A 25,148-nucleotide genomic window follows, 5' to 3' on the forward strand; every position below is an offset into this window, starting at 1 on the left:
ACTGCGGATCGGTACGAAAATATAAAAGAGGCTGTCTCGCAAGAGTCAGCCTCTTTCTCATTTTAAACCTCGACAGAAATAAGGAAGTTTCTCTTGTGCTTTATCGTACCCCATTTTTGCACTTATTTCTAAATCTTCACAGCCTGCTTGATCTTTGTAAGTCAAAAGCTTGGTAATGCCTCTATTGTGGTAAGCTTCTGCATATTCAGGATCGAGTTGAATAGCCTGATCGTAATCTTCAAGTGCCGAGATGTATTTGCCGTAAAAGGCCTTCACGTTGCCTCTCATATTATAAACCTCGGGGTCTTTGGGGCTCGACTCTACAGCGCGGTCAAAGTCGGGTAAACTTTCCGCATAACTCCCCAGCATGCTTTTGGAAAAACCACGATTGAAAAGAGCATCCGTGAAATCGCCTTCAATCGCAATGGCTTTTGAGTAATCATCAATAGCGTCTTCGATACGCCCCATTTTCTTGCTGGTAATGGCACGATTGAAGTATGCATTTGGAAAGTCCTGATTCAAAGCCAATGCAATGTTCAAGTCGCTGTTTGCCTCTTCAATTTGACCTAATTTCTTTTTGGCTACACTTCTGTTGTAATAACCGATGGCGAACGTGGGCTCCAAATCAATGGCCTTGCTAAAAGCGGCTATAGCTCTGTCAATTTCGTCATACTTCAGATGGATTAAACCCTTAATATCATAAACCAAAGGAGATCGTGGAGCCAGTTTTTTCGCTTCCTCCACATCTGCTTCAGCGGAAAGTCTATCACCCACCCGCAAGTAAGTGATGGCACGTTTCAGGTATGCAAGCGTGTCTTGTGGATTTAGTTCAATGATGAATGTGAAGTCTTCGATGGCCCTATCGTAGTCGCCACCCTCGAGCCCTGCCAATGCGCGTGAGTCAAGCAGATAGTCGTCATACGGACTTAACTCCAAAGCTTTGTCTAAATCACCGATGGCCTCTTTGTAGTCGCTTTGTAAGAGCCTCAATCTGGCGCGCTTGTCGTAATAAACATCGCTGTACGGATTGATGTCGATAGCCTTGTTGTAGTCTTCCAGCGACTCTTGATAACGCCCCATTTGCTGAAGCATAAGTGCACGTTTCATATAGGCCTCCGCATAATTTGGGTCGACTGTTATCGCATTTGTGTATTCTTGATAAGCATTGTTGAAGTTTCCGCCTCTTTTGGCCATTTCAGCTTTTTGCATGTATTGGAAGGCTTCTTTCCTATTTTGTGTGTAAATGTTTTGAGCGCTTACTGCATTTGTAAAACCAGTAAAAACAAGCATTACAACTATCCATCGCGCGATTTTTGACTTCAGCTTTCTCATGGCCTTAAATTACATATTTTTGTCGGCCTGAATGGAGATCAAATCACCATATGTAGTTGGAGTGGCCGGAGGAAGCGCTTCAGGTAAAACATCCATCTTGAACGATCTCATGAATCACTTTGAGCCCAGTCAGGTTGCTTTGATCTCTCAGGACAATTATTATTACGAGCGCGAACGTCAATTTCAAGATGTTAACGGCGAAATTAACTTTGATCTTCCTACTGCCATCGATCGGGAAAGCCTTAATCAGGATGTTGCAGATTTAATAGATGGAAAGATCGTGGTCAAGAAGGAGTACACCTTCAACAATCCGTCTGCTGACCCCAAAATGGTTTCAATAGAACCGGCCCCCATCTTAATTATTGAAGGGTTATTCGTTTTCCACTATATGGAACTGGCAGCTAAAATGAATTTAAAAGTCTATGTTGATGCACTCGAAGAAGTCAAGCTAAAACGCAGAATAATCAGAGACTTAACTGAGCGTGGCTATCCCGAAAGCGACGTGCGATATAGGTGGAAAAACCACGTGATGCCTTCCTACCACAATTACCTAAAGCCTCACAAGAAGCACTGCGATATTATCGTCAACAATAACTCTTCCTACCAAAACGGATTGATGGTTTTGGTAAACCACTTGAAGGCAACTCTTTAATTTAAAGTCCCAACAAAACTTCCGCAGGCGATTTTCCCCCGAAGATCATGTGCTCTGGATTCTCCAGCATTTCTTTCACTTTTACCAAAAAACTAACCGACTCTTTTCCATCGATAATTCGGTGATCGTAAGAGAGTGCCAAATACATCATCGGTAAGATCTGAACTTCGCCATTTACTGCCATCGGTCGCTCAACGATGTTGTGCATTCCTAGGATGGCAGACTGCGGAGGATTAATGATCGGTGTGCTCATCATGGAACCGAACACACCTCCGTTAGTAATGGTAAAAGTTCCACCTTGCATCTCATCGATGGTTATTTTTCCATCACGTGCTTTAATAGCCAGGCGCTTGATTTCTGCTTCGATTTCGGCAAGGCTCATCTGCTCGGCATTGCGCACTACAGGAACCATTAGTCCCTTTGGTGAACTTACCGCGATTCCTATGTCCGCATAGTTATGCGTAACCATTTCGTTCCCGTCTATCTGTGCATTCACGGTCGGGAACATATTTAGGGCTTCGGTCACCGCTTTGGTAAAGAAGGACATAAATCCAAGACCGACGCCATGGTTTTCTTTAAAGACCTCTTTGTACTTCGAGCGCATGTCCATGATGGGCTTCATGTTCACTTCGTTGAATGTGGTGAGCATAGCCGTCTCATTCTTAACGCCAACCAATCTCTCCGCAACTTTTCGACGAAGCGATGACATTTTCTTGCTCTGTGTATCCCTGGTTCCACCCCAGCCTGCAGCTGATTCAGTAGTGAATCCGGCTGCCATTGCCTTAATTACATCCTGCTTTGTGATTCGGCCATCTTTCCCCGATCCTTGAATTTGATTCGCAGAGATTCCTTCTTCGCTCAACTTTTTCTTTGCTGCAGGTGAAGCATGTCCATCAGCGTAACTCTTTTTGCCGGCAGGGTCAGGTGCAGCAGCTGCTGCTTCCTTTTTTTCTTCTTTGGCTGCAGCAGGAGCTTCTTCTTTTTTTGTTTCTTGTTTTGGCTCTTCTTTTTTTACGGGTGCCTCAGCCTCCGTGTCAATCAAGCAAACCACCTCACCTACTCCAACGGTATCTCCTTCTTCGGCTTTGAGAGTGATCACTCCTGCTACTTCAGCAGGAAGCTCCAAAGTAGCCTTGTCAGAGTCTACTTCGGCAATGACTTGATCCTTTTCTACATAATCACCATCGGCAACGAGCCATTCGGCAATTTCTACTTCAGATATGGATTCGCCCGGACTGGGCACTTTCATCTCAAACATGTGTGGTGGTGTTATTTAACGGTTTGTTTGGCGTGCGAAAATAAGGAATCTAATATGGCTTGCTGTCTGGCTGCCGATGTGACGGGCGATCCACTTGCGGGGCTGGCGCTTGCTAGTCTGGAAATACATTCCAATTTGACGGTTTCGTAGTTCAAGGCTATAAAAGACCAAGCACCCATATTCTTCGGTTCCTCCTGAACCCAGAGGTGCTTTTTGGCATTGGAGTACTTCTCAATGATAGCATCCATTTGCTTCTCGGGCAGTGGGTAAATCTGTTCCAATCGAACAACGGCAATATTTTCACCACTGTCAGTTTTCTCCTTCTCTTCCAGGATCTCGTAATAGATTTTACCCGAACAGAATACGACAGTATCGATTTCTTTCGCATCCGCATTTGGATCATCCATTACCTCCATAAATCTACCTGTAGCCAATTCGTCCATCTTGGACTTGGCTTTGGGATAACGAAGCAATTTTTTTGGAGTGAAAACAATAAGTGGTTTTCGGAAATGGCGGTGCATTTGTCGTCTCAATAGGTGAAAAAAGCTAGCGGGGGTTGTAGCATTACAAACCTGCATATTGTTTTCCGCGCAAAGCTGAAGGAATCTCTCCATCCGACCGCTGGAGTGCTCGGAGCCCATTCCTTCATATCCGTGTGGCAGAAGCATGACCAATCCATTTTGAGTGCGCCACTTGTCTTCGGCGGAACTTAAAAACTGGTCTATCAAGATTTGAGCACCATTAAAGAAATCTCCGAATTGCGCTTCCCAAATACTCAATGTTCGTGGGCTGGCAAATGCGTACCCATAATCAAAACCTAGCACTGCATATTCGCTGAGAAGCGAATTATAAATGTAGTAGTGGCCTTGATCTTTACCGAGGTGGTTCAATGGGACGTATTCCTCTTCACTGTCCTCTGTTTTCAGCACAGCATGGCGGTGCGAGAACGTTCCTCTTTCTACATCCTGACCTGAAATTCTTACATCGTATCCTTCCTCTAGGAGCGTGGCATATGCCAATAGCTCGCCCATTGCCCAGTCCAGTCCATCGTCTTCGACCATTTTAAGTCGATCTTTCATCAACTTTTTCAATTTTCTGAAGAAGTTTTTGTCTTCAGGAAGAGTATTGAAGGTCTTGGCCAAACGGATGAGGTCCTCCTTCTTGTAACCGGTTTCAGGAGACTGATCAAAATCTTCTGCTGAGGCGGGACTTAAGGCTTCCCATGTACTTTTCAGAAATTGCATCACTTCGAGTGTATCCATTTTCTTGGACGCATCGAAATTCTTTTCCAGCGTATTCCCGAACTTATCAATTATTTTGTCCGCCTCCTCTTGTTTGATGATTCCCTCTTCAATAATTTGTTTGAGGTAAATCTCTCTCGGATTCGGATGACTTGCGATGAGATCATACAGTTTTGGTTGAGTGAATTTTGGTTCATCGCCTTCATTGTGGCCGTACTTACGGTAGCACAACAAGTCAATAAACACATCCATCCCAAACTTCTGACGGTATTCAAATGCGATTAGAATGGTTTGAACCATTGCTTCAATATCATCTCCATTTACGTGAAAAACAGGACATAACGTCGTCTTTCCTACGTCGGTGCAGTAAGTTGAAGATCGAGCATCCAAATAGTTGGTAGTAAATCCAACTTGATTATTCACCACAATGTGAATCGTACCCCCCGTGCGGTAACCATCTAATTGAGCCATTTGTACTACCTCGTAAACGACACCTTGCGCAGCAATAGCGGCATCTCCATGAATTAAAATGGGAAGGATGGCTTTTTCGTCCTTGAGATAATTGTCAATTTTCGCTCGTGCGATACCTTCTACTACCGGGTCTACCGCCTCCAGGTGTGAAGGGTTTGGCGAAAGCGTCAAATGAATTGGCTCGCCGCTTTCGGTAATGACCTCATTGCTATAGCCCAAATGATATTTTACGTCCCCATCAAATTCTTTGGAAGCGTCGTACTCTTCGTATTCCTTGCCTTCAAATTCACTGAAGATTTCTTTGAATTGTTTTTTAAAAATATTCCCCAAAACATTGAGTCGACCGCGGTGGGCCATCCCAATAATTACTTCTTTAACACCTAAGCGTGACCCTCTTTGAATCAACGCATGCAGGGCAGGAATTAAGGCCTCTCCTCCTTCCAGTGAAAAACGCTTTTGACCGACAAACTTTTTTTGCAAAAACTGCTCGAAAGAAGTCGCGCGGTTTAGCATATTGAATATGATTCGCTTCTCTTCATCGGTAAACTTAGGCCTATTGGCAAGCTCGATGTTTTCGCGAATCCATTTGACGCGCTCTGGTTTTCGGATATAATTGTACTCGATCCCGATGCTTTCACAATATGTTTTCTCCAAATGAGAAATAATGTCTTTAAGAGGTGCAGGACCCATGCTAATCTCTTCTCCAGCTTGAAAAACAGTGTTCAAGTCATCTTCGGAGAGATCGAAGTTTTTTAACTCTAGCGTTGGGGTGTACTTTCTTCTATCTCGTACCGGGTTTGTTTTGGTAAAGAGATGCCCGCGTGAGCGGTAACCCTCAATCAGATTGAGGACTTTGAACTCTTTGTGAACGTTTTCGGGAATTTCGCTGTCTGAATCGTAGTTTTTTCTTGCGAATTCGAAGCCTTCAAAAAAGTGGGCCCAGTCCTTCTCTATAGAAGCTGGGTCTTGTCGATACTTTTCATATTGCTCGTCTATCCAATCGATGGAGGCGTTGCCGAGGAATGAAAATTTGTCCATAAGGATTTTCAGAATGTGATTGCAAAAATACAATTTTATGAACGGCTACCACAGGGAATAGTTCCCTCCTTTAAGGACTTTTCGTTGAAAAAAAGTTTAACTGTATTTCTTCCGAAAAACCACTTTGGCAAAACAGCGCTTAATAACTGCATCAGCCAGTGAAGCTGAATGTTCTTCTTGTTTTTTTGATAGAATCTGTTCCCGCACGAATTTCTCTGAGATGTCCAATTGATAAAGTAATGGCTGTAATTTCGAATTATCGTGTACCTGAAGGTCCTCCAGACTTTTGGAAATGACTTTTACCAGCTCACTATAAGGCTGTGCCTCGTCATCTATCTTGATTTCAATGCCCTGCAAACGAAAATCTTTTTCGATTTGTAGTAATGTCTTCTGTCGGAGAGCTTCAAACTCGGCAGGAGCAATAAATGATGTTTTTTTTGGTGATTCTTCCATTAGCCTACAAGCCATGCATCTCGAATACGCTTCTGCTCTTCTGTAATGTCTTCTTTTACTTCAAGGTAGTTGTAGAGTGTTCGCTCGACGGTTTTTACTTTACCCTTCAATTTTTTCTCTTGATAGGTACCATCTTCTTTCTTTCGAGCGACCAGTACCGTTACCTTATCGCCTTTTGAGACTGACTTCTTGAATGTATTAAGTTGAGATCTGAAGTTGTCACTTTCAACTTTGACACCATTCCAGTTAATGATTTCATCTCCTTTTTCGAAGCCCAAATCCTTTCCAAAATCATCCAGTTGGTCCACACCGACTACTACCATTCTATCGGTTCTTGGGTTGAATCCTACCGCGGCACCACCTCCTGAGACGACATTTTTGGTGATTTCTTCTTCATATTCAATGCCCGCGTAATTCAGCAACTCTGTGAACGGAAGTGGTTCGGTTCCCCCTACATGTTTTTCCAAAAAAGGCGTGATTTCCAGATAGCCGGAGACTTTTCCGATTTCCAAGAATAGTCGGTCATCCTCAAATGGCCTATCTACTCCAAACTCATCAGAGAGGTCGCTCATTAAATCCTGAATACCATACTCTCCATTGCTTAAATGAAGTAATTTCAGATCAATGGCCATGCCGATCAGAGCACCTTTTTGGTATACATTCAGGTATTGATCTTCGTGCTCATCCAGAGCTTTTTTACTCATTTCAGTAAATGCTATTCCCGAATCAAAAGAGGAAGCAGCGATCATTTTTGTCTTCATGACGTCTAAGAACTCATCTACGCTCATCAGGCCATACTTAACTTGAACGTGTTGAGCGGCATACTCCGTGCAGCCCTCATAAAGCCAAAGATGTTTGCTCATTTCGGGATTCATAAAGTCGTAATCGTCGATTTGCTCAGAGTGAATATTGAGCGGAGTGACGATGTGAAAAAACTCATGGGCCACTACATCTTTTATAGTCTGAGCCAATGAAGCCACGGGAGTTTCAGGTAGCACACATACAGTAGATGTGTTGTGCTCTAAAGCTCCGAATCCGCCGCTGCCGCCAAACCCTTTAGTCAGATAAATGAGAATAGAATATTGATCTGTGGGCAAGTCGCCGCCTAAGTATTCAGAAGCTGCAGGGAAGAGATCATCAACCAAGTCCAAGACTTCTGCAGCTTTTACAACCCCAGTTGGTGAGTATACGGATACTACGATTCGAGTATCGTCAACATACATTGCCGCGGTATCAGGCACGCAGTAGAGCATTGGGCAGTCGTGAAGCTGGAAGTAATCTTTGGCTGCAAATAAATCCAGTGAATCACCTGTGCTTACTCTTGGTAAAGAGGTCTCTCCATAAAATTTCTCCGGACGAAGAATCTCTACCTCGTAAGGCGATTTTTTTAAATGATCAAGGTAACCTGCGAAGCCAAAAGTATTGAGAACCACGTTTTCGCCGGCTTCGATATTGGTGCCTGCTGGTTCGAATATCCCCGCAGCGCGCGGTTCATCAAAGCTGTCTTTCACTTTATAATTGAGATAGCTCAGACCTTTCGCGTTTGAAATCTGCCACCTGTTTTCGTCCAATTTTTCAATGGGAAGTTCTACACCTGTTGAGTCATAGGCCTTGATGTCCTCAACGAATCGACCGAAGTCGCTGATACTATAAGTACCTGGAATAATCTTGGGCATATTGTAAATCACCGTGTCTCGATGTATAGTCGGTACAAACAGTTTCACCTCAACTTGATCATTTTCAATATTTTTGAGATCGAGTTTGAGAGTATACCCTTTGGGATCATTGGCGGAGACCATGGAAACACAAATGGTGAGGAGTACAAGCAGTAAATTTTTCATAGATATATTTATACGCGGCAAAGATAAGCCGAGAGGGAGCTGGAATTGACTCCGATTAGAAACTTTTAAGACCGCTTATGGAGATTTACGATAGATTCACACCAGAACAGAATGAGTACGGAGCATTTTATGCCAATTATTTAAAGAATGTGGAAGGCATGACGATATCCGAAGCGCTCACTGCCGATATTGATATGTTTGAAAATTTGGCAAATCTCAACGGCTTGGATATTCATACCACCTATGAACAGGGAAAATGGACGATCGCAGAATTGATGCTACACTGCATTGATACCGAAAGGGTTTTTGCAGGAAGAATCTTGCGGCTATTGCGAAAGGACAGTACTCCGCTTCCCGGGTTTGATCAGGATGATTTTGTGTTGACTTCGGGTGCAAAAAATCACACTGTGAAAGATCTTGTGAGACAGTGGGATGTGGGACGTGATTTTACTCTTGAGTTGTTCCGAAATGCCGAGGATAGTGCCATGGAATTCATCGGAAATGCCAGTGGTTACCCCATCTCAGCGAGGACCATTGGACTAATTATTCCAGGGCATAACCTTCACCATTGTAAGGTGCTACGTGAAAGGTACGGATTGGATATTTAGACAGACTCAGCCTCGACACTCTTCACCTCGGGAAGCTCAGTCTTCAGCAGGTTCTCAATCCCGTCTTTCAGCGTCATGGTAGAGGATGGGCAGCCAGAACATGATCCGCGCAGCTGAACTTTGACTACGCCTTCTTTGAAAGATACAAAGTCGATCGCTCCACCATCACTTTCTACTGCAGGTTTTACGTATTCATTTAGCAGATGACGGATGGCATCGTCGTATTCACTCGGTTCCACAGGCTCTTGGGCTTTCATTTCCTCGGCCACTACTTCGAATTCAGGTATTTTTTCAACGGCCGTTTCGTGCTTGAGCAGGAATTCTCGCACGAACTCGCGCAGCTCGAAAGTGATGAGATCCCAACTCAAATCTGCAGTTTTGGTAACGGTCACAAAGTTACTCGCGATAAAAACACTCTTTACAAAAGGGAAGTCAAATAGCTTTCCGGCTAGCTCTGATGAGCCTTTCGCTTCTGCTGCGGTCTTGTATTCAACGGCATCTTTTGAATTGAAAATGACCCGGTCGGCCACGAATTTCATGGTGTTTGGGTTGGGTGTGAGCTCGGCGTATATACTTGTTGGAAACATGTCCTTTAGATTATTCGTATTTTTGCAAAGTTAATACAGCAGAGCGAACCTTTTGTTCAAATCAAAAACATACAAGCAATCCCTTTTCGCCAGAAGCCTCAGTCTTCTGTTGGCGTTCACCTTTATAGTGCACACGGGCTACGTGAATGCAACTACCATGGAGTGTTACACTTCGGGTAGGAGTGAGGTGAGCTTATTGCAAAAGGATTTTTGCTGTGCGGTGGAAGCACTTGATTTTTCTTCCGTATCGCCTAAATGCTGTGCCTTTGAGCAAACACAAAAAGTATTTGATGGCTTTACAGGTGAGGATTCTTTTGAGCTGAAGAAAATTTCTTTTCCAAGTATAACGTTTGGACTAGTTGAAATCCTTACTCCTCTCCTGAGGAAAGCTGATAGTGCTTCTCTCAAGTCGCCTCCTGATCCACTCAGTGGTCTCTCACTTCTTAAGTATATCTCTGTTTTTCGACTTTGATTTTGATGATGATCAGTTCTGATTCATCACTCATCAAATTCGTTAGATATGAAAAATACAATCATCTTATTTCTGATGTGCTTTGCTTTAAGCACGTCAGCCCAAATTACAGGCGTAGTCACTGATTCCGAATCTGGAAATTCTCTTCCCAGAGCAAGCGTTGTTTGGTTAGGAACAACGGAAGGTACACTCACAGACCCGAACGGTAGGTTTTCGATCGAGCCTGCCGATGAGTTTCCCGCCTTATTAATATTCAGCTATGTGGGCTTCTCTAAAGATACCATAGAAATAACCACCCCCGCGCAAAATGTAAATGTTGCGCTGAGCTCCTCAGTGGAAATGCAAACAGTGGAAGTCACCGAAGAGCGAGATGCATTCAGTATGTCGGCAACCGATAAGGTAAACGTCGAATCCATCAATCGAGCTGTGCTAAGAAAGGCAGCTTGTTGCAACCTTTCCGAGTCTTTTGAAACCACTGCCTCGGTAGATGTGGTTCTTAACGATGCCGTAACGGGCACCAAGAAAATTCAGATGCTCGGCCTCGAGGGCGTTTACGTTCAAAAGCTTTTTGAGGGAATTCCTTTTAATCGAGGACTCGGAAACGTCTTGGGTTTTGACCAAATTCCGGGACCGTGGATCAACTCTATCCAACTGACCAAAGGCGTCGGTTCCGTTTTGAACGGCTATGAAAGCATGTCAGGTCAGATCAACCTCAACTTCCTTCCACCTGACGGCAATGAGCGGGTCTACGCCGATGTCTTTGCTAACCAGCAAGGCCGCTTTGAAGGTAATTTGGTATGGACAAAGCCTTTGAACAAAAGATGGTCGACCGCTTTCTTTGCCGGACTTCATTTTCAAGATCAGAAAGTAGATCGCAACGACGACGGATTTTTGGATATGCCGACCCGCGAAGGAATTAAGTTATTGAACCGCTGGAAATACTTCGGTGATTATTTTCGCTCGCAGTTTATGGCTTCATATGCTTATGAAGACCGCACATCCGGTCAGCGCGATTTCAATTTCAGTGACGACTTTGGTAGCGAGAATGTTTACGGTTTCGGGATGGAAGTCAATCAGATCGACTTCATGGCGAAAGCGGGAATTCTTTCCAAAAAGCGCGAAGACCGCAGCGTGGGCATTCACACCATCTTTTCGCGCACGGATGTCGATTCCTATTTTGGAAACAATCCATACGTTGGAGTACAAACAACAGGAAGATTGAATGTGACCTTACAGCAGAAGTTTTCGAAGTATAGCGACCACTCCATCTCGACGGGTCTTCATTTTCTCTACGACGAGTACAACGAATCATATCTTGATTCAGCATTCAACAGGATCGAGCGGGTGCCCGGAGCCTTTGCTGAGTACACCTACGAGCGACCGCGATTTACTTTGGTGGCTGGTGCGCGCTACGACGCGCATAACCTTTACGGCGGGCAGTTCTCCCCTCGATTGCATTTGAAGTACAACCTGCGACCTCTCACCACCATCCGGACAACCCTTGGTCGAGGTTTTCGGTCAGCCAATGCCTTTGGAGATCAATTGGGATTACTCGCTTCCTCAAGACAAGTACGTGTTTTGGACACTCCTCAAGCGGAGGAAAGTTGGAATACGGGAATCTCCTTTCTGCACAAATTTGAGTTGTTTGATCGGCAGGCAGTCATCAACACGGATTATTACTACACTTGGTTCCAAAATCAATTGGTGGTAGATCGCGATTTTAGTGCGCGCCAATTGCTCTTTTATAACCTGGATGGTGAATCAACAGCTCATAGTTTGCAGGCTGATTTTCAAATGGAGCCTCTGAAAGGACTTGGCATGAAATTCTCGTACAAGTATCAAGTAGTGGAGACCGATTACTTAGAAGGAAGACTGCAAAAACCCCTGATCCCTGAGCACCGTGCCTTGATAAATGTCGGTTATACATCGCCTGACGGCAATTGGTACCTTGACTTTACGACCAATTATTACGGGATGTCACGACTACCCGATACGCAGATGAATCCCGAGAATTTGCAATTGGAGGCGGAAAGCGAGAACTTTTTACTCTTCAATACACAAGTGACGCGAACCCTCGGAAATTTTGAAGTTTATGTTGGTTCCGAAAACCTCGGTAACTTTATACAGGCAGATGCCATAGTAGATGCTGAAAATCCTTTTGGCGACTTTTTTGATGCTACCATGATATATGGACCATTAAATGGACGTACCGTATATTTGGGAGTGCGATTTAACCTTGAAAAACAATCTAAAAAATGAAAGCAATAAAATTAATTCTGGTGTTCTGTTTCTTCGCTACTATTGGTATGGCCAATGAACCAGGCGAACTAACCGTAAAATCTTCGATTGTCTGCGATATGTGCAAGACTACGATTGAAGAAGGACTCGCTTACGAAAAGGGAATTAAGCGTGTGGCGGTAGACGTAGAAGCTAACACCATTTTTGTAAAGTATAATGAGAAGAAGCTCAATGAAGATGAAGTGAAAAGTCTTATTGCAGGACTCGGCTACGCTGCTGATAACGTTAAACCCGTCAAAGAGGCTTACGACAATCTTCACGGATGCTGCAAGATGCCGGGAGCTTGTGGAGACAAATAAGCCAATCATTCACGCTGTAAATGGTATGGCTCCATTCTTGGAAGAAGGTGTTTGGGTGGCGCCAAATGCTACGATTGTAGGAGAGGTCCACATCGGTGCGCGAAGTAGCATCTGGTACCAAACTGTTTTGCGCGGCGATGTCGGCAAAATTGTCTTGGGAAATGACGTGAACATTCAGGATGGATCCGTCCTCCATAGCACCACTGGAAAGAGTCAGGTTATTTTAGGAAATCGCGTGTCGGTGGGCCATCGAGCCATTGTGCACGGTTGTACGGCCGAGGATGACGTGCTTATCGGAATGGGTGCCATAGTAATGGACAACGCCTATCTCGAAAGAGGCTGCATAGTAGCTGCGGGAGCGGTTGTTTTGGAAAATTCTCGTGTGGAATCGGGCTGGATTTGGGCAGGTGTTCCTGCGAAGCCAGTTAAGAAATTGACAATTGAAGATGCTCTGAAGATGACCCAAGGAACAGCAGCGGGTTATGTAAAATACAAAGAGTGGTTTAAAACGAAGTGATCAATCCTATTTGAGTACGAGCTTTTCTGCGCTAAGGACTTTATTGTTTCCAATCAATTGAATCAGGTATAGCCCGGGTGGTATGTTGGATACATCAAATTTCCCTTCATGAGTCTGCCAAGAGAAAGAGGCTACGATCCTTCCCCAAATATCAAAGATGCGAATGTTCTCCATATTCCTGCCCGAAGGATTGGTTAATTGAATAGTGATCTTATCACTGGCGGGGTTGGGGAAAATCACCATCTCTTCTGAGTTCCTATCTCGCGTTCCTAGCGTCAACTCAATGCTTATAGTCTTTGAGAAAGTAGCCGATTTGCCGCATTTAAAAGTAGTCAGCACAACCGTGTAAACTCCGCTTTCATCATAGATATGGGTCGGATCTATTTCCGTGGAGGAATTGCCATCGCCAAAACTCCATGAGAGGGAATCAAAGTTTTCAGTAGTGTTGGTGAACGTGACTACTCCTAGATTGATCTCCTCAGAAAAATCAGGATAAGTCTGAACCAAGGTGTAATTCCACGATTCGAGTTCATCGAACACAATGAGCTTTGCAGCTTGTCTTATTGTATTTGCCGTAGTTTCGGGCAAAGTGGAGCTCCAAGTCACCAACGCAGGATCATTTTTGAATATCATGGTGTAGAAGGCACAGGCAGCAGCATAAGATCCTGCTAACGAAGGGTGCGAGCCGTCTGCGGTGTAAAGACCTATCTCGGAATGGTTTTCACGTAAGTACCTCCATACAGCTCCTGTCGGGGCTATTTCAGTATGGTATATATCAGCCATATACGTATATGTAGCTCTGATGGAATCATCCATTCCTTCATAGGTGCAAACCCACGGAATAAACCCACAATTATTGACGTCACCATTTTCTCTCCCCCAAGTCATATAAAACATGGGCTCGCTGCATTCGTAGTTCGAGCGGATACTATCAATCAGGATCTCAGCGAAAGGGTATAATTCTGCCTCTTTATATTCCGCACTGAAAGAAGTTTCCTGACTCTGCGCTTGAAGCGCAACATAATCCCAGTTGTCAGCGGCAATTTTATTTAAAGTAGTGGGGTTGGTGGCGTGATTTAAAAAGCGCGCACCCCCCGGGGTATTGGAGTCAAAAATGAGTTCATCGCCAGTATTAGTAGCCATGTTCGAGACCATGGCTGGTAATGTGTTGTAGGCCGTATAGCTATTGCCAATAAAGAGAACTTTCTTAGTGGTTTGCGCTTGAATGTTCGATAGTGCCATGCAAGCTAAAATCACATACGTTGCTAGCTTTTTCATTTGAGGGTCTTTTTCTCGAGCTTGAGTTTCTCACCAAAGAAGAGCCTCGTGCTTTGCTCAAATGAGTGGGTCTTTTCTGAAACAAAGAAGTGATGATCGCCTGTCAATTTTTTCGAGGAAAAACCACGTTTTTTCAATTCTTTTTGAAGGCTTGTGGCCACAATGGTGGAGGAGTCGATCACTTCCGTTTTTCCTGTATAGTAAGATTCTACTTCGGGTTTGATCAGAGGGAAATGGGTGCATCCCAAGATTAATGCCTGAATCCCTTTTAGCGTGCTTTTCTCAAGGTAATTGTTGATGATGGCTTGAGAGATTCGGTTGTTGAAAAAGCCCTCTTCAATCATGGATACGAGGAGGGGCGTGGCCAGCATCGACACTTTCAGGTCGGGGTTATTCTTCTGAATGCGCTTGGCATAGCTCCGACTATTTACAGTGGCTTTTGTGCCGATCACTCCGATTTTACCTTTCTTGTATTTCTTGGCTGCATACTCCACGGTAGGATCAATCACGTTGATAACGGGAATATCGTCTGGAGCGATTTCTCGAACATTAGGGTAGGCTGTAGCCGAAGCTGAGTTGCAGGCTATTACGATTGCCTTGCAATCATTGTTGAGTAAGAACCGCGTAATTTTTTCAGAGTAACCTTGTATCGTTTTACCTGTTTTTTCGCCGTAAGGCAAATGAGCAGTATCACCAAAATAGATGAGACGTTCAGCAGGCATAAGCTCATTGATGGCTGCAGCCACGGTAAGTCCACCGATACCGGAATCGAAAATGCCAATAGGGCGAGAATCAGATTTCATTGCACAAAAAAAGGGATGTCTAAGATAACATCCCTTTTCGGGTTACTATTTTGTTTGGCTTAAAGTCCTAACTGAACCTTCACTTTTGCTGTTACATCTTCGCCACCCGCAAATAGCAGGCTGCCGTTGCTCGCGTCGAAAATATAGGTGTAACCACCAGCCTCACCTACGGCTACGGCAGCAACACGTACTTTTTCGAACATACCTGCCATTAGCTCGTTTTGTTTGGTTTCAATTTCAGTGTAAGCTGTTTGCTGAAATTCTTGAATTCGTTTTTGCAAATCTTGAATCTCACCGGCAGCGCTGGCCTGCATAGCTTCTGACATTGAAGTGTCACTCTCGAACTCGGTAACTTTTGCTTGATACGTTTCTACCATTTTATTCAAACGGCCTTCCAATTTGAGTTGTAGTTCTTGAATTTCTTTTTCAGCGGCAGCTCTTTCCGGTAAGAGTGTTACAATTTCTTCAAAGTTCGCGTGACCTAGCTTTTGTGCTTGGGCAGATACTGTCGCTCCGATGATCAATAATGCTGCAATGATTAGCTTTTTCATTTCTGTGTTTTGATTACTAAATGTCTGTTTTCTGTGATTATCGACGAGGTGATTGTCCGTCTTTGCTTTGTTCTTGACGAGTGTCTGATCCGCTATCTTGATCGCTGTCATCGCTGTCATCGCGGTCGCTGGCACTAACACCAAGTCTACTTAAAACCCGATCGCTCTTATCGTAACGAGGATCGGCATATAAGATATTTGATTGGCCGGCTTTGTCAAAGATGACTGAGAATCCTCCGCCGTCAGCGACCTGTTTAATCGCCTGAAAAACTTCTTCTTGAATCGGTTGGATCAATTCTTCTCTTCTTCTGAAAAGATCTCCATCCACACCGAACCGTTGTCTTTGCAGTGCTTTTGCCTCTTCTTCTTGACGAATGATTTCATCCTCTCTCTCCTTGCGCATATCCTCCGTTAAAAGCACCTTCTCAGCTTGGTAGGCTTTGTAAAGTCGATCGATTGCTTCATAGCGCTGCTCGATCTCTTTTTGCCACTGGCTGGAAATTCGATCCAACTCTTTTTGAGCATCTTGATAAGATTCCAAATTCTTCAAGATGTAATCTGTATCGACATAGGCATATCTCTGAGCTGAAATAGTCAAACTGGAAAGAGTGGCTATCGATAGGAAGAAAAATGCTTTTGAAATTTGTTTCATGTCTTAATGATCAGGCCCTTAGAGGGGCAGCGAATTTACAATATTTTTACAGTTCTCCAAGATTCATGCCAATGGTAAAGTGAAACTGTCCTTGTGGCATAGCTGGTCGGCCGGGCACATCGTCAAATCTCCAACCGTAATCCAGTCCCATCAAACCGAACATTGGAAGGAAAATCCTCACCCCCAATCCTGTGGATCGATACATTCTGAATGGGTCGAAATTCTCAATGCCATCGTAGGTATTTCCAGCCTCCACGAAGCCCAATGCAAAAATGGTGGCTGAAGGATTAAGCGATAGCGGGTACCTTAACTCCAAAGTTTGTTTCATTACAATATTGGCTCCTTCGGCGGGAGAGAGACTTAGGTCGTCGTAACCACGAAGGGCAATAATTTCACGACCATCCAAGGCAAAACCCGTCAATGCTGCTCCCCCAAGGTAGAATCGCTCAAAAGGAGAAATACCTTTAGCACGGCTGTAGTAGCCCAAGAATCCAAATCCTGATCGAGTCATCAATACGAGCTTTGGTGCCAACTCGGTGTACCACTCTGCAGTTAATTTCCATTTGTAGTATTCTGCCCATTTGTAGCGGGTCTGTTCTGTTATGTCACCATCGTAATCTATGCCATCCCAGAGAGAATAAGGCAGAGTGAACTTCGTATTGAATCGAATGTTTGATCCCCATCGAGGGAAGATGGGATCAAAAACCGAGTTTCTTGAAATGTTCGCGATGAACGAGAGGTTATTTGATGTTCCGTTTTGGAAAGCAAAGATTCCCGTTCCACCTCCACTGCGGAAATTTCTAATGTCGTAGTAGAGGTAGCTCACACCTACGAGAAGTTGGAAGTAATCATCGGGCCATCCCAATCGCTTACCTAAACTTACGTTACCCCCTGTGATATATAGGGACTGTCTTTCTGCACCGTTGCGTTCTTGCTCTTTTGTTACTCCATTGGTTTGAACTGAGCGTTGGAAACCGACCGTAAATGCATTTGCCTTTTTCCCTCCAAGCCATGGCTCGGTGAAGGAAATATTGTAGGATTGGAAGAAGCGTCCATTTGACTGTGCTCGCAGAGAAAGGCGCTGGCCATCCCCTGCCGGAAGTGGATTCCAAGCTCCTTTTTGGAAGAGCTTGCGCATACTAAAATTGGTGAGGGAAACACCTAAAGTTCCAACAATTCGGCCTGCACCCCATCCACCGGAAAGCTCTATCTGATCGGACGGTCGCTCGGCAACCGTGTAGATAACGTCCACCGTACCGGCTTGATCGTTCTGGACCGGGTTTACATTGAATGCCTCCGGATCAAAATACCCCAATTGAGCAAGCTCGCGCTGGGTACGAATAATGTCTGATCGACTAAAAAGCTCTCCTGGCTTGGTTTTGATTTCTCTTCGAATGACATGATCACTCGTCTTGGTATTCCCTTTTACAATGACTCTGTTGATGCGGTATTGACGCCCTTCATAAATCCGAATTTCCACGTCAATGGTATCATTCGTTACGTTCTTTTCTACCGGGATCGCTTGGAAAGCCAGATAACCGTCGTCCAAATAGAGGGAGCTCACGTCTCCCCCGTTAGGGTTCATAAAGAGACGTCCCTCAAACTTTTCTTGATCGTAAATCTCACCACGTTCTATTGCCAAAATGGCCGATAATTTGGACGAACTGTATTTTGTGTTTCCGACCCACTCTACATTACCAAAATAGAATTGGTTGCCCTCTCTGATGTAAACATCAATATGAACGGTTCCGTCGGGATTCCTGTAGACGGAATCTCTGAGAATCTTCGCGTTTCGATAACCATCTTTGTTGTAGGAATTGATGATATTCTTAAGATCGCTTTTGTACTCCTCTCTGATGAATTTTGACCTTTTGAAGATTCTTAAGAAGTTCTTCTCCTTAGTCTTCTTCATCGACCTCAGGAGCTTTCTTTCGTTCAGCTTTTCGACTCCAATTAAATTGAGGTCACCGATTTTGACCTTCTCCTTTTTATCCACAGCGATCACTAAATACTCGCTGTTTGCCACCAAAGTATCGGGCACTTGCGTGATTTCCACAAAGGCGTCCAAGTATCCCTTCTCTTTGTAGTGCCCCTTGATGATGTTCGAGGTATTCGTCAGAAGGTTTTCATTTACTATCGTCCCGCGAATCAAGTTGATCTTGTCACGAAGTGTTTCTGCTTCACCCTTTGAGATACCGTCAAACTTAAATCGGGATAAACGAGCTCTTTCGGTTAATTCTATGTTCAAGAAAATCTCGCTACCTCGAACTTCCGTGGCCTTAATTCGAATATTCTCAAAGAGCTTTTGTTTCCAAAGATTTTTGATGGCTTTGGATATTTCCTCACCCGGAATGGTGATGGTTTCTCCGACGGAGAGTCCAGAAAATAGAATGATCGCCTTTGAATCGAGATTTTTCGCTCCTGAAACCGTAATACCACCTACGGTAAATTCTTTCGGAATCCGATAGTCTATCTCCAGCTCACCTAACCCTACCTGCGCTTTAAGCGATGTAGAGATCAGCATAGCAAAGGCAGCAAGGCCAATGAGTAACCTAATAGGTAATTTGCTCGCTGATTTTCCCAAATCTTCTTTCACGATTTTGATAAACTACAATTGCCTCGAAGAAATCTTCCTTTTTAAAGTCAGGCCAAAAAACTGAGGTGAAGTATAACTCACTATATGCTATTTGCCAAAGCAAAAAGTTGCTTATTCTTTTTTCCCCACTTGTTCTAATGAGTAGTTCGGGATCAGGAATATCGCGGGTTTCAAGATAAGAATGGATGGTGTCTTGATCGATTGAGTCGAGGCTCAATTTATCATTTTTAACATCTTCGCTTATTGCTTTGATTGCCCTTGTTATTTCCCATCTCGAGCTGTAGCTCAAGGCTAAAACAAGTGTTATTCTTTTGTTATCCTTCGTTCGATCAATAGCTTGTGTCAGTGTCTCTCGGCAATTTTCCGGCAAAAGGTTCAAGTCTCCAATGGCTTGGAGTCTCACTTCCTTGTCCTGAAGCTCATCTATTTCTTTAACAATGGTTTGCACCAATAAATCCATCAGTGCTGAAACTTCTTCAATGGGTCGGTCCCAGTTCTCAGTGCTGAAGGCATAGAGCGTCAGGTATTTTACTCCAATATCTCCAGCTGCCGAAAGTGTTTCCCTTACTGCGCTCACGCCGTTTAAGTGACCAAAAATCCGCATTTCGCCCTGAGTCTGCGCCCAACGACCGTTGCCATCCATAATCACGGCGACGTGCTTGGGAATTCTCTTGGGGTCTATTTGGTCTTTGAAGCTCATTTTTTGAAGGTGCGCAAAGGTCTTAAAAATTCGGACATTCTAAAAGGTCATTAGTCAAAGGCGGTAGGGCACTTAACTTGCGGTTGACCTATTTTGTAAGTTAGAATAAGTCCCGTGAAAATATACCAATCTTCACGATTTGATTCACCTCTTTGCATGCCTGTGTTCGTGCCGTCAGGTCCCGTAGGAACAATACTCCTATCTGCCAGCTCTGCAGATAGAGGTCCGTTCTCCTCAATTAATACTCCCTCGTCGACATACACGGTGCTTACATCATCCAGATAATCGGTAAAGGTTCGGCGCATACCCCATTCCAAAGAACCTGCAAAATTGCCAGCTATGTTGAATTTAAATCCAACACCAAAGGGTATGGCAATTTGCGTGAGCGAATATCGATCTTCAAAACCTTCAATTCCCTGTCCCTCTGTTCCCAGAGGTTGGAGGTCGATCCATCGGTCATCAAATTCGGCCTCCGGATTGTGGCGAAAAAGGGCCAGACCAATAAATAAATAGGGCGAAGAAGGCCGGCGACGATCACCGATCTCATAGGTCAAAAAGTTGATCTCTATTTGACCTGAGAATTCGAAAATGTCGTTTCTAAAATTTAAGTTTCGATTCTCTTGCCAGGAGTCTTTGGAGTCGGCGTCATTGGCATAAAGCCTATTGTAAAGAATGGAGCCTTTGAAGGCCACCCTGTCATTAAAATTGTAGCGATAGATCAAGCCACCGCCCACGTTTAAGCCGGGATTTAAGTGAAACCGAGGGTTGATGTCACCTACGTAATAGCTCGTGCCGACCATAAATCCTACTTCGTGGTATTGGGCTTTGGCCGCAACCGATAATAGAATGGATGCTATGATCAAAAATTTCTTCACGTAAGCTACTATCGCCTTTAAGCTGGTTTTATTGTGTTCTGAGTCGCTGCAAAAGTAGGAAATGCAGTGGATTAGTTTCTTTTATCAAAGCCCCAGGCCAGTTTATTTCTCATAGTATTGAGAAAAGTGTGCCCTTTGGGTTTGAGAAGACTGATGGTGAAGGGTGATTTTGAAACTTTTATTTCCTCGTTTGGGAAGATCGTTTCAGGGCGGCTATCGATGGCTAGTAGTAAATTGTCGGTTCTTCCATCGGCTCGTAATTTTAGGGTGACGTTGTTGGAAACCACCACGGGTCTCACATTAAGGTTGTGAGGAGCAATGGGAGTAATTACAAAATTTTCGGAGCCGGGAACAATAATGGGGCCACCACAACTCAGACTGTAAGCTGTCGAACCTGTGGGCGTGCTGATAATTAGTCCGTCTGCCCAGTAGGTATTCAGGAATTCATTGTTTACGTATGTCTCGATTTTAATCATTGAGGCCGTATCCTTCTTGTGAAGGGTAACCTCATTTAATCCGAAATTCAGTTTTCCAAAAACGTTTCTTGACGTTTCGACTTGAAGCAGATTTCGTTTGTCTACTTCGTAGTCTCCGTTTTCCAAGCAGGTTAGCACTTCAGTCAATTCATCTACCGACAGGCTTGATATAAATCCAAGCCTACCTGCATTAAGTCCTACGATTGGGACGTTTGAATCTCTCACTAGCGTAACTGTATCCAGCAGTGTACCATCGCCTCCTATGCTCACCAGACAGCAGTAATCTTTGATTTCGACATCTTCCCTGTTGAATGTCTGGTAACCCGATTTCAGATAGCCTTCTTGATTCAAAAAACGAGCGTATCTCTCGTAGATCACCGGCTCAAACCCGCGTTTGTCTATGATGTCGAGAATCCCTGCAATCTCATTATTGAGTTCGTTCTGAAATGGTTTACCGTATATGGCGATTTTCATCAAAATGCTTGTTTGAAGTGTACGAAGATAGACTGATCTCCCACCGCATTTAAGGAGCCTTCTACCCGTACCACTTTGTCGTAATATGTAACTAAATCAAGGCCGACGCCCACGCTATAAAGGTATTCATTCACGAGCGAATTGTTCGGTGCAAATTGATCTCCACTTACATAACCCACGTCGAAGAAAAGATTGGCGTAAAGCGCCACAAATGTTTTGCTAAACTTTTCGGAAGGGACAAAAGGAATATTGATCGATTTTGGTTTGAGGATTTCATACTTCAAATTGGATTGGAAAAGACCGTAGGAAGTTCCATCAATCACATAGAGTTGATAGCCACGAACGTAATCGCTGTATCCAAGTCCGCGTAAAAGATAATATGGTGGATCGTCCCAATTGATCTTCCCTTCTAAGTTGTGAGCTACATACCATTTATCTGATAGCTTGAAGTGATGTCGGTAACCGGCGAATGTGGTGAAAAGCCCAAGCCCCTCGCGATTAACAATACCCAGCCCGTCTTGAGACAAGGTGCCGTAAAGTAGAATTCCCTTTAGAGGATAGCGGCGGTAATCTCTCGTGTCATAGCGAATAGAGTAAGAGGCTCGCAGGAATTTTGAGTTGGCGCCACCTCCTGTGAAATAGTCAGGCTGCAATATCGGGACCGTATCATTGACTCTCGCATCGAAGTAGCTGATCTCGAAGTAGTGCCTCAGGTATATATCTTCACGATAGCTCAGCCCTGCTTTGTATTGAAAATACTGACGTGCTTTATCTTCGGGATTGTTGTAAAACAAGCGCTCATTCCCTTCCGTGGTGTACACGATTTCGTTGTTTTCAAAAAAGCCTGCGCTCAAGTTTAAGCCTAGCGTCTGCTTCTTATTGAGATTGGGAATAGACCAGCTCGCGCTATATTTTTTGGTATAACCAAACCTCAATGTGAGTTGGAGGTCTTGATTTAGCCCTCGAAAATTATTGTGAGAAACTGCAACCCCATAATTCAACCAGCGCAATTCTTTGGTCTCCCACCAGGTATTGAAATTTGTTTGAGCGATCTCAAATATCGGAACGGGATAGATGTACCAACGCTCTTGAACCGTAATCAGCACGATCACCCGCTTATTATCAATCTGGATGGGTTCTATTTCTACAAAGTTGAACAGGCGCAGATTCATCACGTTGTTCTCTGATTGCTCCATTCCTGCTTTCAGATTAGACCAATACAAGGTATCGCCGATGGCCAGCGTTACTTCGCGCAGGATGATCCGCTCTTTGGTGAGCTTATTTCCTTCTATGATAAAATCGGTAATGATTTTTTTACCCGTTGTGTCAAGTTGAATGGATTCGACCAATTGGCCTTGAGCCGAAAACAGCGCAAAGAATCCCAGTATGAAGGCAAGAAAGCGAAACTTAATTGACAACAGCTAGAAGTTTATGTAGCGCATTAATTCTTCGTAGCGGTCTTTGATCATTTCGTCAAAGTCTGACTTATGAAAGGAAGCCGAGATAATGTAGTCGTAGCGATTAAATGTTTGGATAATCGCATCGATATTCGTCAGGTTGAGCTTAAGGGTGAGCTCGATCTTTTGCGAATCGGGAACTGAGGTAACATTAGCGCTTAAAATCTTTGCGTCGTTTCCCTCTACAATTTGAGAAATTTCCATGAGGGAATAGTCGGTTTGATTCAATTCCAAAACAACAATACCTCCGGGCTGCATTACAGAAGCCATATGAGAGAGTTCCCGAACCAAACAGTAGATGCTCACTACACCCATGTACTTGTTCTCATTGTCGAGAATCGGAATGGCACTGAGCTGAAACTCTGAAGCCACTCGAATCATATCATAAACGTGCTGATCCTTTTGTACGTAGATCATTTGCAAGTTTCTATGGCAATCCTTTAGGTGCGCTTCAGGGTCTTCAATTTCCATCACTGCACTGTCTGAAATCAATCCCAAGAATTCATTTCCATCCACTACGGGTAACTGTTTCATCTTAAACTCATCCAAGAGTTGCATGGCAAAAAGCGCATTGTCACTACCGTCAAGGGTAGGAATCTCATCACTTATTAAATCTGCTGCTCTCATGAGTTAAAACTTTACGGTTCTTTAAACGCTTACCTTTGTGCACCGAATTTTGCAATATATGCGAAAGATGACAAAACTAAGCGTCAATATCAACAAGTTTGCCACCCTAAGAAATGCACGGGGCGGTAATAATCCCGATTTGGTAAAAGTAGCAATCGACTGCCAGTCTTTCGGGGCTGAAGGAATTACCATTCATCCAAGACCTGATGAGCGCCACATCACAACTCAAGATGTATACAATCTAAAACCGATTATCACTACGGAGTATAACATCGAAGGGTATCCCGATGAGAGATATATAAAGCTAGTGGCTGATGCACGGCCCGAGCAAGCCACACTTGTTCCCGATCCGCCCGATGTCTTGACTTCCAATGCAGGCTGGAATACGAAAAAGGAGAAGCAGCTTCTTCAAGACGCTATTGGTCAGCTCAAAGAAAGCGGATCTCGGGTGAGCATTTTCGTCGATCCCGATCCTGAGTTGGCAGCTGCCGCCAAAGAAGCCGGTGCTGATAGGATTGAGCTTTATACCGAAGACTATGCTCGAGGGTATAAGAAGAATCGCGAGGAGGCCATTAAGCCATATATAGAAGCAGCGAATGCAGCACACGAAGCGGGTCTGGAAATCAATGCAGGTCATGACCTTGATCTGGAAAATCTACGGTATTTCCACCTCAATATTCCATCCTTGTCTGAGGTGTCCATTGGTCATGCGCTCGTATGTGATGCCCTTTACTTGGGATTGGAAAACTCCATCAGACTTTATTTAAAAGAATTGAGATGAAATTAGCTTTCCGACAAATGGGTTCGGGTGAGCCCTTGATCATTCTGCATGGTCTTTTTGGGTCGTCTGATAATTGGCAAACCTTGGGGAAACAGTTTGCTGAGGACTTTTCCGTTTACTTGGTCGATCAACGAAACCACGGGAGATCTCCCCATAGCGATGATTTCAATTACGACCTTCTGGCCGCAGATCTAAATAAGTTCATGGAAGACCAAGAGATTGATCAGTCGACATTGATTGGTCATAGTATGGGTGGCAAGACCGTCATGCGTTTTGCTCAGATCTTTCCCGAAAGGGTAAAAAAACTGGTGGTAGCTGATATGGGAGTCAAAGCCTACAAGCCTCATCACCACGATGTATTGCGCGCCTTTCAAGCCATCAATCCCGACACCTTGCACTCCCGATCGGAGGCCGAAGAGCGAATAGAGTCGATTATTCCTGAATTCGGGGTGCGTCAGTTTTTACTCAAGAATCTTTACCGCAAGAAAGAAGGTGGCTATGGGCTTCGTGTAAACTTTCAAGTAATGGAGGAAAAGATGGATCGAATTCTTGAGGCATTGCCCTCAGAACCATCTGAAGTCGATGCACTTTTTATTCGCGGAGTGAAATCAAACTACGTTCCCGATGCGGATTTTGATCAAATCAGAACGATATTTCCAAATGCTCAATTTGCTGATTTGCAAGCTGGGCACTGGCTTCACGCCGAAAAGCCCAAAGAATTTTATACCGAGGTAAAAAAATTTGTAACCAAGTGAAAAGTCCTGCCGTAATAGGTGCAGGATTTCATTAATAAGGTTTAATTGGTGATTAA

24 protein-coding genes are annotated in these 25,148 nt (G+C 44.1%); 8 read left to right on the forward strand and 16 right to left on the reverse strand.

All coding sequences use genetic code 11. The features are described 5' to 3' along the window. Nucleotides 1-57 precede the first annotated feature (57 nt). Nucleotides 58-1,332 carry a tetratricopeptide repeat protein gene (locus O3Q51_03860; protein MCZ4407928.1) on the reverse strand — a complete coding sequence of 425 codons (1,275 nt, stop codon included), beginning with the start codon at nt 1,330-1,332 and terminating at the stop codon, nt 58-60. Between the two features lie 31 nt (nt 1,333-1,363). On the opposite strand from O3Q51_03860, the gene O3Q51_03865 reads away from it, so the two are divergent. Beyond that, nucleotides 1,364-1,984 carry a uridine kinase gene (locus O3Q51_03865; protein MCZ4407929.1) on the forward strand — a complete coding sequence of 207 codons (621 nt, stop codon included), beginning with the start codon at nt 1,364-1,366 and terminating at the stop codon, nt 1,982-1,984. 1 nt (nt 1,985) lies between these two features. Here the strand turns inward: O3Q51_03865 and odhB are convergent, their stop codons facing one another. The 4 genes from odhB to O3Q51_03885 form a co-directional block, all read right to left on the reverse strand. After that, nucleotides 1,986-3,242, reverse strand: a complete 1,257-nt coding sequence (gene odhB, locus O3Q51_03870; protein MCZ4407930.1) for a 2-oxoglutarate dehydrogenase complex dihydrolipoyllysine-residue succinyltransferase — start codon at nt 3,240-3,242, stop codon at nt 1,986-1,988. An 11-nt stretch (nt 3,243-3,253) separates the two neighbouring features. Further along, on the reverse strand, nt 3,254-5,992 hold the full coding sequence (locus tag O3Q51_03875; GenBank protein MCZ4407931.1) for a 2-oxoglutarate dehydrogenase E1 component: 2,739 nt from the start codon (nt 5,990-5,992) through the stop codon (nt 3,254-3,256). A gap of 96 nt (nt 5,993-6,088) precedes the next feature. Further along, the gene (locus O3Q51_03880) at nt 6,089-6,460 is read right to left on the reverse strand and encodes a hypothetical protein (protein ID MCZ4407932.1); all 372 of its coding nucleotides are present in this window, start codon (nt 6,458-6,460) and stop codon (nt 6,089-6,091) included. Next, nucleotides 6,445-8,286 (reverse strand): hypothetical protein, encoded by a 1,842-nt coding sequence (locus tag O3Q51_03885; GenBank protein MCZ4407933.1) that lies wholly within the window; start codon nt 8,284-8,286, stop codon nt 6,445-6,447. The genes O3Q51_03880 and O3Q51_03885 overlap by 16 nt, the downstream gene beginning before the upstream one ends. A 77-nt stretch (nt 8,287-8,363) precedes the next feature. Between O3Q51_03885 and O3Q51_03890 the strand changes: the two genes are divergently transcribed. Beyond that, a complete protein-coding gene (locus O3Q51_03890) occupies nt 8,364-8,894 on the forward strand; it encodes a DinB family protein (GenBank protein ID MCZ4407934.1) in 531 nt (176 codons plus the stop codon). On the opposite strand, the gene O3Q51_03895 is transcribed toward O3Q51_03890, so the two are convergent. After that, the gene (locus tag O3Q51_03895; GenBank protein MCZ4407935.1) at nt 8,891-9,481 is read right to left on the reverse strand and encodes a NifU family protein; all 591 of its coding nucleotides are present in this window, start codon (nt 9,479-9,481) and stop codon (nt 8,891-8,893) included. The genes O3Q51_03890 and O3Q51_03895 overlap by 4 nt on opposite strands. 52 nt (nt 9,482-9,533) lie before the next feature. Between O3Q51_03895 and O3Q51_03900 the strand changes: the two genes are divergently transcribed. From O3Q51_03900 to O3Q51_03915, 4 genes are read left to right on the forward strand one after another with little or no spacing between them, the layout of a single operon-like run. Beyond that, entirely contained in the window at nt 9,534-9,953 is a 420-nt protein-coding gene (locus tag O3Q51_03900) for a hypothetical protein (GenBank protein ID MCZ4407936.1), read from the forward strand. A gap of 48 nt (nt 9,954-10,001) precedes the next feature. Further along, the gene (locus O3Q51_03905) at nt 10,002-12,212 is read left to right on the forward strand and encodes a TonB-dependent receptor (protein ID MCZ4407937.1); all 2,211 of its coding nucleotides are present in this window, start codon (nt 10,002-10,004) and stop codon (nt 12,210-12,212) included. Beyond that, nucleotides 12,209-12,550, forward strand: a complete 342-nt coding sequence (locus tag O3Q51_03910; GenBank protein ID MCZ4407938.1) for a heavy metal-associated domain-containing protein — start codon at nt 12,209-12,211, stop codon at nt 12,548-12,550. Before O3Q51_03905 ends, O3Q51_03910 begins: the two co-directional genes overlap by 4 nt. Then, a complete protein-coding gene (locus O3Q51_03915; protein MCZ4407939.1) occupies nt 12,537-13,067 on the forward strand; it encodes a gamma carbonic anhydrase family protein in 531 nt (176 codons plus the stop codon). The genes O3Q51_03910 and O3Q51_03915 overlap by 14 nt, the downstream gene beginning before the upstream one ends. A 6-nt stretch (nt 13,068-13,073) precedes the next feature. Here O3Q51_03915 and O3Q51_03920 read toward each other — a convergent pair whose 3' ends face one another. From O3Q51_03920 to O3Q51_03965, 10 genes are all read right to left on the reverse strand, one after another. Then, nucleotides 13,074-14,345 carry a T9SS type A sorting domain-containing protein gene (locus tag O3Q51_03920; protein MCZ4407940.1) on the reverse strand — a complete coding sequence of 424 codons (1,272 nt, stop codon included), beginning with the start codon at nt 14,343-14,345 and terminating at the stop codon, nt 13,074-13,076. Further along, entirely contained in the window at nt 14,342-15,148 is an 807-nt protein-coding gene (gene murI / locus O3Q51_03925; GenBank protein MCZ4407941.1) for a glutamate racemase, read from the reverse strand. Before murI ends, O3Q51_03920 begins: the two co-directional genes overlap by 4 nt. 59 nt (nt 15,149-15,207) lie before the next feature. Continuing rightward, nucleotides 15,208-15,699, reverse strand: a complete 492-nt coding sequence (locus O3Q51_03930; GenBank protein ID MCZ4407942.1) for an OmpH family outer membrane protein — start codon at nt 15,697-15,699, stop codon at nt 15,208-15,210. Nucleotides 15,700-15,736: 37 nt separating this feature from the next. After that, nucleotides 15,737-16,351 (reverse strand): OmpH family outer membrane protein, encoded by a 615-nt coding sequence (locus tag O3Q51_03935; protein ID MCZ4407943.1) that lies wholly within the window; start codon nt 16,349-16,351, stop codon nt 15,737-15,739. 46 nt (nt 16,352-16,397) lie between these two features. Beyond that, a complete protein-coding gene (bamA, locus tag O3Q51_03940; GenBank protein MCZ4407944.1) occupies nt 16,398-18,947 on the reverse strand; it encodes an outer membrane protein assembly factor BamA in 2,550 nt (849 codons plus the stop codon). After that, nucleotides 18,904-19,647: an isoprenyl transferase gene (locus O3Q51_03945; GenBank protein MCZ4407945.1), complete on the reverse strand. Its 744-nt coding sequence runs from the start codon at nt 19,645-19,647 to the stop codon at nt 18,904-18,906. The genes bamA and O3Q51_03945 overlap by 44 nt, the downstream gene beginning before the upstream one ends. Before the next feature lie 50 nt (nt 19,648-19,697). Beyond that, on the reverse strand, nt 19,698-20,522 hold the full coding sequence (locus O3Q51_03950; protein MCZ4407946.1) for a DUF6089 family protein: 825 nt from the start codon (nt 20,520-20,522) through the stop codon (nt 19,698-19,700). A 71-nt stretch (nt 20,523-20,593) separates the two neighbouring features. Beyond that, on the reverse strand, nt 20,594-21,472 hold the full coding sequence (locus O3Q51_03955) for an NAD kinase (protein ID MCZ4407947.1): 879 nt from the start codon (nt 21,470-21,472) through the stop codon (nt 20,594-20,596). Continuing rightward, the gene (locus O3Q51_03960) at nt 21,472-22,890 is read right to left on the reverse strand and encodes a hypothetical protein (protein MCZ4407948.1); all 1,419 of its coding nucleotides are present in this window, start codon (nt 22,888-22,890) and stop codon (nt 21,472-21,474) included. The genes O3Q51_03955 and O3Q51_03960 overlap by 1 nt, the downstream gene beginning before the upstream one ends. A gap of 3 nt (nt 22,891-22,893) precedes the next feature. Next, nucleotides 22,894-23,556, reverse strand: coding sequence for a CBS domain-containing protein (locus O3Q51_03965; protein ID MCZ4407949.1), 663 nt, complete (start codon nt 23,554-23,556; stop codon nt 22,894-22,896). A 67-nt stretch (nt 23,557-23,623) separates the two neighbouring features. Between O3Q51_03965 and O3Q51_03970 the strand changes: the two genes are divergently transcribed. Continuing rightward, a complete protein-coding gene (locus O3Q51_03970; GenBank protein MCZ4407950.1) occupies nt 23,624-24,337 on the forward strand; it encodes a pyridoxine 5'-phosphate synthase in 714 nt (237 codons plus the stop codon). Next, nucleotides 24,334-25,092 (forward strand): alpha/beta fold hydrolase, encoded by a 759-nt coding sequence (locus O3Q51_03975; protein MCZ4407951.1) that lies wholly within the window; start codon nt 24,334-24,336, stop codon nt 25,090-25,092. The genes O3Q51_03970 and O3Q51_03975 overlap by 4 nt, the downstream gene beginning before the upstream one ends. Nucleotides 25,093-25,148 lie beyond the last annotated feature (56 nt).

The organism is Cryomorphaceae bacterium 1068 (assembly GCA_027214385.1).
Lineage (GTDB): Bacteria > Bacteroidota > Bacteroidia > Flavobacteriales_D > Cryomorphaceae > JAKVAV01.

Coding starts and splice junctions, on each gene's coding strand:
- O3Q51_03860 (MCZ4407928.1), bottom strand. CDS start 1,332: ATGAGAAAGCTGAAGTCAAAAATCGCGCGATGGATAGTTGTAATGCTT.
- O3Q51_03865 (MCZ4407929.1), top strand. CDS start 1,364: ATGGAGATCAAATCACCATATGTAGTTGGAGTGGCCGGAGGAAGCGCT.
- odhB (MCZ4407930.1), bottom strand. CDS start 3,242: ATGTTTGAGATGAAAGTGCCCAGTCCGGGCGAATCCATATCTGAAGTA.
- O3Q51_03875 (MCZ4407931.1), bottom strand. CDS start 5,992: ATGGACAAATTTTCATTCCTCGGCAACGCCTCCATCGATTGGATAGAC.
- O3Q51_03880 (MCZ4407932.1), bottom strand. CDS start 6,460: ATGGCTTGTAGGCTAATGGAAGAATCACCAAAAAAAACATCATTTATT.
- O3Q51_03885 (MCZ4407933.1), bottom strand. CDS start 8,286: ATGAAAAATTTACTGCTTGTACTCCTCACCATTTGTGTTTCCATGGTC.
- O3Q51_03890 (MCZ4407934.1), top strand. CDS start 8,364: ATGGAGATTTACGATAGATTCACACCAGAACAGAATGAGTACGGAGCA.
- O3Q51_03895 (MCZ4407935.1), bottom strand. CDS start 9,481: ATGTTTCCAACAAGTATATACGCCGAGCTCACACCCAACCCAAACACC.
- O3Q51_03905 (MCZ4407937.1), top strand. CDS start 10,002: ATGAAAAATACAATCATCTTATTTCTGATGTGCTTTGCTTTAAGCACG.
- O3Q51_03910 (MCZ4407938.1), top strand. CDS start 12,209: ATGAAAGCAATAAAATTAATTCTGGTGTTCTGTTTCTTCGCTACTATT.
- O3Q51_03920 (MCZ4407940.1), bottom strand. CDS start 14,345: ATGAAAAAGCTAGCAACGTATGTGATTTTAGCTTGCATGGCACTATCG.
- murI (MCZ4407941.1), bottom strand. CDS start 15,148: ATGAAATCTGATTCTCGCCCTATTGGCATTTTCGATTCCGGTATCGGT.
- O3Q51_03930 (MCZ4407942.1), bottom strand. CDS start 15,699: ATGAAAAAGCTAATCATTGCAGCATTATTGATCATCGGAGCGACAGTA.
- O3Q51_03935 (MCZ4407943.1), bottom strand. CDS start 16,351: ATGAAACAAATTTCAAAAGCATTTTTCTTCCTATCGATAGCCACTCTT.
- O3Q51_03945 (MCZ4407945.1), bottom strand. CDS start 19,647: ATGAGCTTCAAAGACCAAATAGACCCCAAGAGAATTCCCAAGCACGTC.
- O3Q51_03955 (MCZ4407947.1), bottom strand. CDS start 21,472: ATGAAAATCGCCATATACGGTAAACCATTTCAGAACGAACTCAATAAT.
- O3Q51_03965 (MCZ4407949.1), bottom strand. CDS start 23,556: ATGAGAGCAGCAGATTTAATAAGTGATGAGATTCCTACCCTTGACGGT.
- O3Q51_03970 (MCZ4407950.1), top strand. CDS start 23,624: ATGACAAAACTAAGCGTCAATATCAACAAGTTTGCCACCCTAAGAAAT.
- O3Q51_03975 (MCZ4407951.1), top strand. CDS start 24,334: ATGAAATTAGCTTTCCGACAAATGGGTTCGGGTGAGCCCTTGATCATT.